We start from the raw sequence: 10,875 nt of genomic DNA, 5'->3' as shown, positions 1-10,875 counted from the left end.
ACCGGATGCCCTCGATTGCCGAGCAAAGGCCCGTTTTGCGCAAATCGAAGGACAAGCGCAAGCGCTGCGATGCGCTACGATATGGCGCCGGAACCGTCACCGCTGACGGTCACCTGCACGATCTCCGGCGGCACGCCGATCCGGACCGGCATGATGCTGCAGCCGAGGCCACCGGAGACAATGACATCGCAGGCCATCTGTGCGTGGCCGTAAGCGAGCTTGTTGCCATAGCGGGAGGGAACGACCGGGGACCAGCCGAGCAGCCGCACCTGGCCGCCATGCGTATGGCCCGAGAGCTGCAACGACACCCGCCGCGGGACGCGACCCGCAATATCGGGCTCGTGGGCAAGCAGGATGATCGGCGCGTCATCCGTCACCTTGTTCAGCGTGGCGGTGAGATCATCAACGCCGATCCGGTTCACAGGGCGAAAATGTCGCGCCGGCACATAGGCCAATTGATCGCCGAGACCCGCAAGCCAGAAGGCATGGCCGTCCTTGGCAAGCCGCACGGTGTCGTTCTCATAGACGGCGATGCCGACCGCCTCCAAGGCGCGCCGCGCAGCCGTCGGCCCGTGTCCGGCGCGCTGCACGATGTGATCGTCCCAGTAATCATGATTGCCGAGAATGGCGTGCACACCGAGCGGCGCTTTGAGGCCAGCCAACACAGAGGCCCATTCCGGCGCCTCGATCCGGCCAGTGATATGGCGATGGCCGGCGACATAGTCGCCGAGCATGACGATGATATCAGGCTGCAGCGCATTGGTCCGCGCGACGATCTCTTCGATGTGGGCAAGCGACATCCAGGGATCGCAGGCATGGAGGTCGGCGACGGCGGCAATCTTGAGCGTCAAGCCGGCGGGCCAACGCCGCGGTCGGATTTGATAGTCGGCGACCTGCAGCCGGACGAGCGGCTCGACACCGACGCCATAGCTCGCAGTGGAAAATCCGGCTGCGGCGAAGCCACCGGAGAATCGCAGGAAACGACGACGTGTCAGCATGAATGGTGAACCATGAAATCCGGCGCGATAGTTGCGGGGGATTAAAGCCGATTTCGGGTGGGTCGGTGCAGATTCTCTGCAGTTTCGTTAATCTTCGGCATCATCGCCGAACAGCCCGAACTGCGCTGGATCGCGGTTGGGCTCAGTGAGGCCGAGATGGCGGAACGCGTGCGAGGTGAGCAGTCGCCCCCGCGGGGTCCGCTGCAGATAGCCGCATTGGATCAGGTAGGGCTCGATGATGTCCTCGATCGCATCGCGCGGCTCGGACAGCGCCGCCGCCATGGTCTCGACGCCGACCGGGCCGCCGCCATAGTTGAGCGCGATGGTCGTCAGATAGCGGCGGTCCATGGCGTCCAGCCCGGCAGCGTCGACCTCCAGCGCGCTCAGCGCGTGGTCGGCGATCGCCCGATCGATCGCATCCGCATTGGCGGCAGACGCAAAGTCCCGCACCCGTCGCAGCAGCCGGCCGGCAATGCGCGGCGTGCCGCGCGCACGACGGGCGATCTCGTTGGCGCCATCGGCCGTCATACCGACCTCCAGCACGCGGGCACCGCGGGTGACGATCTTCTCCAGCTCCTCGATGGTGTAGAAATTGAGCCGGATCGGGATGCCGAAACGATCGCGCAGCGGATTGGTCAACAGCCCTGCGCGGGTGGTGGCGCCGACGAGGGTGAACTTCGACAGGTCGATCTTCACCGAGCGCGCGGCGGGTCCCTCGCCGATGATGAGATCGAGCTGGAAATCCTCCATCGCGGGATAGAGCACCTCCTCCACCGCAGGACTCAGCCGATGAATCTCGTCGATGAAGAGGACATCGCGCTCCTCGAGATTGGTGAGCAGCGCAGCAAGATCGCCCGCCTTCGCGATCACCGGACCGGAAGTGGCCCGAAAGCCGACGCCGAGCTCGCGCGCGACGATCTGCGCCAGCGTGGTCTTGCCGAGCCCCGGGGGGCCTACGAACAGCACATGGTCGAGCGCTTCGCCGCGCTTGCGCGCCGCCTCGATGAAGATCGAGAGGTTGGCGCGCGCCTGCTGTTGCCCGACGAATTCCGACAGCTGCTGCGGGCGCAGAGCGGTATCGCCGACATCGTCAGAGCGTCGCTCCGGGCTGACCATGCGGGAGGGCTGCTTCATTCGCCGCCGCGCCTGTATTTGTTCGGCAGCAGCTCGCCGATCGTCACGACCTCGGGCCCGGCGCCATTCGACGGAACGATCACCCGCGCTTTGGCATCGTAATCATGGATCAGCTCGCGACAGGTCCCACAGGGCGAGACCACGGCGACCGACCCGGGTTCGCCGGGCTTGGGATGGCGAACCGCCACGATGGTCTCGATCCCATGATCACCGAATTCGGTGATGGCGCGGCCGATCGCGATCGCCTCGGCACAAACCGCGTTGCGGCCGAGATAGGCATCGATGTTGACGCCGGTAATGATGCGGCCGTTGCGGGTGCGCACGGCAGCGCCGACCTCCTGCCAATCGTTGCGGTAACGGCTTCTGACCGCGGCGGTTGCCGCGTCGATCAATTCCTTGTCCTTCTTGCTCACCATGGTGGAACGGTTGTCCTTTCGCTCGGCCGCGCGGCAACGATAGCCTATTTCGCCAGCTCTTTGAGGCCGAGCCGGATGAGTTGCGCGGTCTCGGCCTTTTCGCCGGCAGCGCGCGCCGCAGCGGCAATGGCGGCGGCGGCCTGCGGCTGGCCGTAGCCGAGGTTCACCAGCGCCGAAATGGCATCCGCCACCGGCTGCGGCGCCCGCGCCTCGTCGATGGCGCCGGACAGGCGGACCACGGTCGGATCGACGCTGGCAAGCTGGGGCGCCTTGTCCTTCAGCTCCGTGACAATACGCTCGGCGACTTTCGGGCCCACGCCGGGCGTGCGGGCCACCGCCGCCTTGTCGCGCAACGCGATCGCATTGGCGAGGTCGGCGGGCGGCAGGGTCCCGAGCACGGCGAGCGCAACCTTGGCGCCGACGCCCTGGACCGTCTGCAGCAGGCGAAACCATTCGCGCTCGGCATCGGTCCGAAAACCGAACAGCTTGATCTGATCCTCACGGACATAGGTCTCGATCGACAACATTGCGGCTTCGCCGGGCGACGGCAGGGCCTGCAACGTGCGGGCCGAGCAGTGCACTTGGTAGCCGACACCGCCGACGTCAAGGATGACAAAATCATCGCCGTAGGAGTCGATCAGGCCCTTCAGCTTGCCGATCATCGCCCGGCGACCTTCATCCGCAGCGCGGCGCCCTGGCGGTGATGGGCATGCGTGATCGCAATCGCCAGCGCGTCGGCAGCATCCGCCGAACGCGGCTCGGCCTTGGGCAAGAGGATCTTCAGCATCACCGCGACCTGGTTCTTGTCGGCATGCCCGGCCCCGACCACGGTCTTCTTCACCTGGTTCGGCGCATATTCCGCCACGTCGATACCGAACATCGCGGGTGCCAGCATGGCGACGCCGCGCGCCTGGCCAAGCTTCAACGTGGCCACGCCGTCCTTGTTGACGAAGGTCTGCTCGACGGCCGCTTCCATCGGCCTGAACTCGCCGAGCATGCGGGCAAGCCCTTCATGGATCGCGAGCAGGCGGCTCGCCAAGGGCAGATCATCGGGGGGCTCGACCGAGCCGCAGCCGACAAAGATCAGGCGATTGCCCTCGCTCTCGATCACACCCCAGCCGGTGCGGCGGAGGCCGGGATCGATCCCGACGATGCGGACGGAGGAGCGAATCGGCTGGGCTGTCATGCTGTACTGATAGCGTCCGCCCGCCCCGAGCGAAACATAAACAGAACGGGTGACGCCCGATGTGCGCGTTTGGTCAACAGGACGCTAGCCGCCCATCTTGGCCATCAGGGCATCGGAGATCTCGAAATTCGCATAGACGTTCTGAACGTCGTCATGCTCGTTCAAGAGATCCATCAGCTTGAGCAGCTTCTCGCCGGTCTCGTCGTCGACGGCGACCGTGTTTTGCGGCTTCCAGGTCAGCGCCGCCTTGCGCGGCTCGCCAAACTTGGCTTCGAGGTTCTTGGCGACCTCGCGGAAGTTCTCCGGGGACGCATAGATCTCATGACCGCTTTCGCTCGACATCACGTCGTCGGCGCCGGCTTCGATGGCCGCGTCGAGCATGGTGTCGTCGGAGGCAACACTGGAATCGTATTCGATGATGCCGACCCGGTCGAACATGAACGAAACCGAGCCGGTCTCGCCGAGATTCCCGCCCGATTTGGTGAAATACGAGCGGATGTCGGACGCGGCGCGGTTGCGATTGTCGGTCAGCGCCTCGACGATGACGGCGACGCCACCCGGACCATAACCCTCGTAGCGGATCTCATCGTAGTTATCGCCTTCGCCACCGAGCGCCTTCTTGATTGCGCGCTCGATGTTGTCTTTCGGCATGTTCTCGGCCCTGGCCGCAACCACGGCGGCGCGCAGCCGGGGGTTCATGGCCGGGTCCGGGGTGCCCAGCTTGGCCGACACGGTGATTTCGCGCGCCAGCTTGCCGAACAGCTTGGATTTCATCGCATCCTGCCGGCCCTTGCGATGCATGATGTTCTTGAATTGGGAATGGCCGGCCATGCGAAGTCTCTTCGGAATCGTCTTGGGAAATGGGGGAGCGCGGCCTTATAGGCCGGAGATCAGTAAAATCAAAGATAGGAACGCGAGTGGTATTTCGGTAGAGCAGCCTGAAGCCAATTGTTAACCATCACTTCACACCAAGGTGCAAGGATGAAGCCTCAGCCGTCCATTGCATCCAAGAGAGCCCCCGATGCCGTTCGCCTGGTTCGGAAAAGGCGCGCAACAGCGCGCTGCACAGGTGAAGGAGGTCGAGGTCAAGGACGCGCCGGCCAGGCCGATGCCGGAAACCTCGGTCGACCCTGAGGCCGAATCGGCCAAGTCGATCCTCGATCTTCTTGAGCTGGAACTCGGCGGCATGATCCGTCAGCTCGAGCGCGCCGCAAATTCTGTGGCCAGCGGTGCCGAGGCCACCGCCGGCACCCTGGCCGACATCCGCAAACGGGCCGATGCGCTGACCCAACGCAGCAGCGCCGCTCAGGGGACGGCGGCGACCTTTGCTCGGGCCGCGGAGAAAGTCACCCAATCCGCCCACGATATCGGCGCCCAGGTCCGCGATGCCGGCACACTTGCCGACCAGGCCAGTGCCGCTGCCCAGGAAGCCAGGGCCAATGTCGACCGTCTCCGGGAATCCTCGGCGGCCATCGGCAATGTCGTCAACCTGATCGCCCAGATCGCCCGCCAAACCACGCTGCTGGCGCTCAACTCGACAATCGAGGCCGCGCGCGCAGGCGAGGCCGGCCGCGGATTTGCCGTGGTCGCGACCGAGGTCAAGGCACTGGCGGTGCAAACCCAGAACGCGACCGAGGAGATCACCAAGAAGATCGAGGCACTGCAGAACGATGCGACCGGCTCGGCCGACGCCGTGCACCGGATCGCGCAGGCGATCGAGGCGATCCGCCCGGTGTTTGCCCATGTCGACGGGACGATTGCCGAGCAGAACCAGACCACCGGCGAGATCTCCGACAACGCCGCGCAAGCCTCGAGCTTCATCGCCTCCGTCGTCGATAGCGCGGCCGAGATCGATGGTGCCACGAAGCAGGCTGAAGGCTACGGCGAGCGCGTCAGCAGCGCCGGCAAGGCCGTCACCCTACATGCGCAAAAGCTGAAGGCCCGCGCGGCCGTGCTGCTGCGCCAAGGCGGGCGCGACGACAAACTATCGAACCAGCGCCTGCCCTGTCATATCAAGGTGGACATCAAGGTCGGTGGCCGCACCATTTCGGCGCCGGTCTACGAGATCAGCAATGATGGCATCCTGATCACCGGCCCCGACGCGGGGCGGTTCGCGACCAACGAACGTCTCGACGCCGTGCTGGACGAGGTCGGCCCCTGCAGACTGCGCATCACCGAGCAGGTCAAAGCCGGCGCGCAGGCGAGGTTCGATGCTCCCACAGCGGAGCTCCGCGAGAAGATCGAGGATAGGCTTTGGGCGCTCCGTGAGGAGAACAACGAGGCCGTTGCCCGCGCCATGGAAGCCGGGACCGAGCTGACCAGAATTTTCGAGAACGCCGTCGCCCGCGGCGAGATCTCGATGGAAGACATGTTCGACACCAACTATGTCGCAATTCCCGGCACAGATCCGCAGCAGCACCGCACCAAAATCCTCGACTGGGCCGATCGTGCGCTGCCGCCGTTTCAGGAAGCCTTCCTCGCCAAGGACCCGCGAATGGCTTTCTGCGTCGCGATCGACTGCAACGGCTATCTGCCGGTGCACAACAAGATCTATTCCCACCCGCAGCGTCCGGGCGATGTCGCCTTCAACACCGCCAACAGCCGCAACCGTCGTATCTTCAACGATCCCGCCGGCCTTGCGGCCGGCCGCAACCAGCGGCCTTACCTGATCCAGAGCTACGCGCGCGATATGGGAAACGGCAATACCGTGATGATGCGCGAGATCGACGTGCCGATCCGGGTTCGGGGTCGGCACTGGGGGGGCTTCCGTACTGCGTACAAGCTTTGAAGTGGGAATTGGACGAAACAAGCGCTTTCACACTTATCCAACGAGGACCTGACGATGTCACTCGCGCAGCGCGTGATACTGGAAAATGCCGATGCATCCTCCGGCGTCGAACGCCTGATCGACGAGCTCGCCAACCGCATCGGCGGGCTCGGAGTTGAACTCGCCGACGTCGCGGGCAACGTCCAGGAAGTCGCGAACCGCGTCGCTCATCAGTCGGAGCGCTTCATCCATCTTCAGAGCACCGCGAAGACAATGGTCGCGGCCAATCACGACATCGCAGCGGCCTCACAAGCGGTGCAGACCGCCGCCTCGGCCGCAGTCGGCGAGATCACGCAGTCGCGCACGGTGGTCGAAACGGCGGTCAAGCACATCGCCGAGCTAATCGAAGCCGTGGACAGGATCGAAAACAGGCTCGGTTCCGTCGGCTCGGCGCTGTCACAGGTTGCGAAAGTGTCAGTCTCGATCGAGGCCATTGCCAAACAGACCAACCTGCTCGCGTTGAACGCAACCATCGAGGCGGCGCGGGCCGGAACGGCCGGGCGTGGCTTTGCCGTCGTCGCCAGCGAGGTGAAGAGCCTGGCGGAAGCAACGCGCCAGGCGACGCAGCAGATCGGCGACACGCTGCGCGGCCTCGATGGCCAGATCAAGGGCCTGCTCGGCGAGAGCGGCGAGGCCTCTTCGCGCGCCAAGAATGCCGGCGACGGCGCCCAGCGAATAGAGGACATCATCGCGCGGGTGCAAGACGGCTTCACCCATGTCGGCCAGGAGATCGACGGGGTGGCGCGCGCGGCGACCTCCAACCTCGGCCATTGCGACATGGTCATCTCCGAACTGGCCGAGCTCGCCGCAGGGGTCGACAAGTCCTCGACCGAGCTGAAACAGGCGGACAGCCGCATCGCAAAACTGCTCGACGTGTCCGAATGCTTGATCGCGTTGATCGCGGACAGCGGGGGGGAGACCGCGGATGCACCGCTGATCCGCACCGTCGTCGAAATTGCCAAGGTGATATCGGGCGCCTTTGATGCCGCCGTCGAGCGCGGCGAGATCACGCTGGCACAGCTGATGGACGAGAACTACCGCGAAATCCCCGGCACCGATCCCAAGCAGTACATGACCGACTATGTCGAGTTCACAGACCGGATCCTGCCGGCGATCCAGGACCCGATTCAGAAATCAGATCCGCGGATCGTGTTCTGTGTTGCTTGGGCCAAGGGCGGCTATCTGCCCACCCACAATCCGAACTACAGGCAGCCGCAAGGCTCCGACCCGGTCTGGAACAACGCGAATTGCCGCAACCGTCGCCTCTTCAACGATCGCGCGGTCAAGAAGGTCGCCGAGAACAAGCGGCCATTCCTGCTGCAGACCTACCGGCGCGACATGGGTGGTGGTCAGTTCGTGCTGATGAAAGATCTGTCCGCGCCGATCCTGGTCAAGGGCCGCCATTGGGGCGCCTTCCGCATGGGCTTCCGCCAGAGCTGATCGACGCGCCGCGAGCGCGGTTCGAACGCGAGCGCGGTGCAGGCCGGCCTGCACGCGCTCCACCAGAGCTGATGCACTTGCCGACTGAAGCAGCAGCTCCCTGCAATCGCCGAATCACGTTCGAGCGATGCCTGACAAAATCGCTCGATTCTATGACGATCGTCATCTAAGATCGCATCTCGGCTTGCGCGATCAGAGCAGACTTGCGCCATCCCGTAAACTCTGCCCGCTCCCGCGCAGGACAGCATTGCAAAAAGCATTCTCGTCACATCACGACGATATCGTCTTCTATGATGGCACGCTGGCTCACCGCGCGCCATCCAATCAACGAGGCTCTCATGGTGACGACGCTGACGGTCAATGGCGAACAGAAATCTTTCGATGCGCCGCCCGACATGCCCCTGCTCTGGGTGCTGCGCGACATTCTCGGCCTGACCGGCACCAAATTCGGCTGCGGCATTGCCCAGTGCGGCGCATGCACCGTGCATGTCGATGGCAAGCCAGTGCGCTCCTGCGTGCTGCCGTTGAGCGCTGTGCGCGATCGTTCGATCACAACCGTCGAAGGTGTCGGCGCAACGCCTGCAGGAGCCAAGGTGCAGAAGGCCTGGCTCGATCTCGAAGTCGTGCAATGCGGCTACTGCCAGTCCGGCCAGATCATGTCGGCCGCGGCACTGCTTGCCGTGACGCCAAGTCCCGATGATGCCGATATCGACGCCGCGATGGCGGGCAACATCTGCCGCTGCGGCACCTATGTGCGAATCCGCGCCGCCATCAAGCAGGCGGCCAGCGGCCGGCAATCGTGAGGCGCGCCATGACCGCAACGACAAAGCTCTCCGAAGTCTCCCGTCGTGGCCTGCTTGCCGGCGGATTGGCCACAGGTTTTCTGTTTGCCTTTCATCTTCCGGTGCGCGGCGCCAACGAGCCGCTGCAGCCGGCGGACGTCACAGACGGCAAATTCGCACCCAATGCGTTCATCCGCATCGATGAGACAGGCCGCACCACCTTGGTGATGCCGCAGGTCGAAATGGGACAGGGCATCTATACCTCGATCGCGATGATCCTCGCCGAGGAGCTCGATGCCGACCTGGCCCAAGTGGTGCTCGAACATGCGCCACCGAACGACAAGCTCTACGGCAATCCGGTGTTCGGCCTCCAGGTCACCGGCAATTCCAATTCGGTCCGCGCGTGGTGGAGCGCGCTACGCAAGGCGGGCGCGAGTGCGCGGGCGCTGCTGGTGCAGGCTGCCGCCGCGCAGTGGCAGGTCGAGCCTTCGAGCTGCACGACGTCAAAGGGCGAGGTGCAGCATCAGGCCAGCGGTCGCACGCTCGGCTATGGCGCCATAGCTCTTGCGGCTTCCGGCCAGACGGCGCCGAAAGACATCCCGCTGAAAGACCCCAAGGATTTCGTCTATATCGGCCAGCCGCTGAAACGCTTCGACACGCCCGACAAGGTCAACGGCAAGGCCGTCTACGGCATCGATGCCATGCTGCCGGGCATGAAATTCGCCACGCTCGCCGCCTGCCCCGTGCTCGGCGGCAAGGTCCGCAAGGTCGACGACAGCGCGGCCAGGACGATTCCGGGCGTGCACAAGGTCGTGGTGCTCGATGATCTGGTGGCCGTCGTGGGTGATCACATGTGGGCGGCGAAGAAGGGCCTGGATGCGCTCACCATCGAATGGGACGAAGGCGCCAACGCCAAGATCGGCACCGACGACATCTGGCGTGACCTGCGCGCCGCCAGCGACAAGGATGGTGCGATCGCCAAATCGATCGGCGATATCACCAAGGAACTGTCGGGCGGCGAGCGGTTTGACGCGTCGTATGAACTGCCGTTCCTGGCGCATGCAACGATGGAGCCGATCAACGCCACCGTCCACCTCCGGCCCGATGCTTGCGAGATCTGGACCGGCACGCAGATCATGACCCGTGTGCAGTCGGAGGCCGCCAAAGCGGCCGGGCTGCCGCTCGAGAAGGTCATCGTCAACAATCACCTGCTCGGCGGCGGCTTCGGCCGCAAGCTCGAGCCGGACATGGTGGTCGCCGCAGTGCGTATCGCCAAGCAGGTCGAGGCCCCCGTGAAGGTGGTGTGGACCCGCGAAGAAGACATGCAACACGATGTCTACCGGCCGGTCTATCGCGACAGCATCGCAGCGAGCCTTGCCGGCGGCAAGATCGCGGCGATGAAGTACAAGGTCGCGGGCTCCGCGATCCTGGCGCGCTGGCTGCCGCCGGCGTTCCAGAAAGGGATCGACATCGATGCGGTCGATTGCGCCGTCGACATGCCCTACGACATCCCGAACTTCCATGTCGAATACGTCCGCGTTGAACCGCCGGCGGTGACGACCGGGTTCTGGCGCGGCGTCGGGCCGAACAACAACGTGTTCGCGATCGAAGCCTTCATGGACGAGGCCGCCCGCAAGGCCGGCAAGGACCCGATCGACTTCCGCCGTGCGATGCTCGGCAAGACGCCCCGGCTGCTGGCCGCCCTCGACCTCGTCGCCGAGAAATCCGGCTGGGGCCAGCCGCTGCCGGCGCGCGCCGGCCGCGGCGTCTGCGTGCAGCCTGCCTTCGGCAGCTTCATCGCAACGGTGGTCGAAGCGGAGGTCGACGCCGAGGGCGAGGTGCATCTGCGCCGCGTCACCTCGGCGGTCGACGCCGGCATTGCCGTCAACCCCGATACGGTCAAGGCGCAGATCCAGGGCGGCCTGGTCTTCGGGCTGACGGCTGCGCTCTATGGCGAGATCACGATCGCCAAGGGCCGGGTTCAGCAGTCCAACTTTCATGATTATCGGATGCTGCGCATCGACCAGATCCCGCCGATCGAGGTCCATGTAATCAAGAGCGCCGAGGCGCCCGGCGGCATCGGCGAAGCCGG

The 10,875-nt window shown here is 64.8% G+C and carries 10 protein-coding genes; 4 read left to right on the top strand and 6 right to left on the bottom strand.

Annotated features, from left to right (window positions below):
• Positions 1 to 74: 74 nt before the first annotated feature.
• The 6 genes from BRAS3843_RS15355 to BRAS3843_RS15330 all read right to left on the bottom strand — a co-directional run bounded on the left by BRAS3843_RS15355 (position 75) and on the right by BRAS3843_RS15330 (position 4,565).
• Positions 75 to 998, bottom strand: coding sequence for a metallophosphoesterase (locus tag BRAS3843_RS15355; RefSeq protein WP_008969860.1), 924 nt, complete (start codon positions 996 to 998; stop codon positions 75 to 77).
• Positions 999 to 1,085: 87 nt separating this feature from the next.
• Positions 1,086 to 2,132 carry a Holliday junction branch migration DNA helicase RuvB gene (gene ruvB, locus BRAS3843_RS15350; protein ID WP_008969859.1) on the bottom strand — a complete coding sequence of 349 codons (1,047 nt, stop codon included), beginning with the start codon at positions 2,130 to 2,132 and terminating at the stop codon, positions 1,086 to 1,088.
• Positions 2,129 to 2,548 carry a cytidine deaminase gene (locus BRAS3843_RS15345; protein ID WP_035981801.1) on the bottom strand — a complete coding sequence of 140 codons (420 nt, stop codon included), beginning with the start codon at positions 2,546 to 2,548 and terminating at the stop codon, positions 2,129 to 2,131. Before BRAS3843_RS15345 ends, ruvB begins: the two co-directional genes overlap by 4 nt.
• 44 nt (positions 2,549 to 2,592) lie before the next feature.
• Complete coding sequence (gene ruvA, locus BRAS3843_RS15340) at positions 2,593 to 3,210, bottom strand: Holliday junction branch migration protein RuvA (RefSeq protein ID WP_008969857.1); 618 nt, start codon at positions 3,208 to 3,210, stop codon at positions 2,593 to 2,595.
• Positions 3,207 to 3,734 carry a crossover junction endodeoxyribonuclease RuvC gene (gene ruvC, locus BRAS3843_RS15335; RefSeq protein ID WP_008969856.1) on the bottom strand — a complete coding sequence of 176 codons (528 nt, stop codon included), beginning with the start codon at positions 3,732 to 3,734 and terminating at the stop codon, positions 3,207 to 3,209. The genes ruvA and ruvC overlap by 4 nt, the downstream gene beginning before the upstream one ends.
• Before the next feature lie 84 nt (positions 3,735 to 3,818).
• The gene (locus BRAS3843_RS15330; protein WP_008969855.1) at positions 3,819 to 4,565 is read right to left on the bottom strand and encodes a YebC/PmpR family DNA-binding transcriptional regulator; all 747 of its coding nucleotides are present in this window, start codon (positions 4,563 to 4,565) and stop codon (positions 3,819 to 3,821) included.
• A 277-nt stretch (positions 4,566 to 4,842) separates the two neighbouring features.
• Here BRAS3843_RS15330 and BRAS3843_RS15325 point away from each other — a divergent pair, with 277 nt between their 5' ends.
• The 4 genes from BRAS3843_RS15325 to BRAS3843_RS15310 form a co-directional block, all read left to right on the top strand.
• Positions 4,843 to 6,522, top strand: a complete 1,680-nt coding sequence (locus BRAS3843_RS15325; protein WP_277996481.1) for a methyl-accepting chemotaxis protein — start codon at positions 4,843 to 4,845, stop codon at positions 6,520 to 6,522.
• Positions 6,523 to 6,576: 54 nt separating this feature from the next.
• Entirely contained in the window at positions 6,577 to 8,001 is a 1,425-nt protein-coding gene (locus tag BRAS3843_RS15320; protein WP_008969853.1) for a methyl-accepting chemotaxis protein, read from the top strand.
• Between the two features lie 338 nt (positions 8,002 to 8,339).
• Complete coding sequence (locus tag BRAS3843_RS15315; protein WP_008969852.1) at positions 8,340 to 8,804, top strand: (2Fe-2S)-binding protein; 465 nt, start codon at positions 8,340 to 8,342, stop codon at positions 8,802 to 8,804.
• An 8-nt stretch (positions 8,805 to 8,812) separates the two neighbouring features.
• The coding region (locus BRAS3843_RS15310) for a molybdopterin cofactor-binding domain-containing protein (RefSeq protein ID WP_035981800.1) at positions 8,813 to 10,875 on the top strand (2,063 nt) is incomplete at its 3' end.

It is taken from the genome of Bradyrhizobium sp. STM 3843 (assembly GCF_000239815.1).
Taxonomy (GTDB): domain Bacteria; phylum Pseudomonadota; class Alphaproteobacteria; order Rhizobiales; family Xanthobacteraceae; genus Bradyrhizobium.
Note: the sequence above shows the minus strand (reverse complement) of the source record. Positions and strands in the feature narration are given on the sequence as shown.

Coding starts and splice junctions, on each gene's coding strand:
- BRAS3843_RS15345 (WP_035981801.1), bottom strand. CDS start 2,548: ATGGTGAGCAAGAAGGACAAGGAATTGATCGACGCGGCAACCGCCGCG.
- BRAS3843_RS15355 (WP_008969860.1), bottom strand. CDS start 998: ATGCTGACACGTCGTCGTTTCCTGCGATTCTCCGGTGGCTTCGCCGCA.
- BRAS3843_RS15320 (WP_008969853.1), top strand. CDS start 6,577: ATGTCACTCGCGCAGCGCGTGATACTGGAAAATGCCGATGCATCCTCC.
- ruvB (WP_008969859.1), bottom strand. CDS start 2,132: ATGAAGCAGCCCTCCCGCATGGTCAGCCCGGAGCGACGCTCTGACGAT.
- BRAS3843_RS15330 (WP_008969855.1), bottom strand. CDS start 4,565: ATGGCCGGCCATTCCCAATTCAAGAACATCATGCATCGCAAGGGCCGG.
- BRAS3843_RS15315 (WP_008969852.1), top strand. CDS start 8,340: ATGGTGACGACGCTGACGGTCAATGGCGAACAGAAATCTTTCGATGCG.
- ruvA (WP_008969857.1), bottom strand. CDS start 3,210: ATGATCGGCAAGCTGAAGGGCCTGATCGACTCCTACGGCGATGATTTT.
- ruvC (WP_008969856.1), bottom strand. CDS start 3,734: ATGACAGCCCAGCCGATTCGCTCCTCCGTCCGCATCGTCGGGATCGAT.
- BRAS3843_RS15325 (WP_277996481.1), top strand. CDS start 4,843: ATGCCGGAAACCTCGGTCGACCCTGAGGCCGAATCGGCCAAGTCGATC.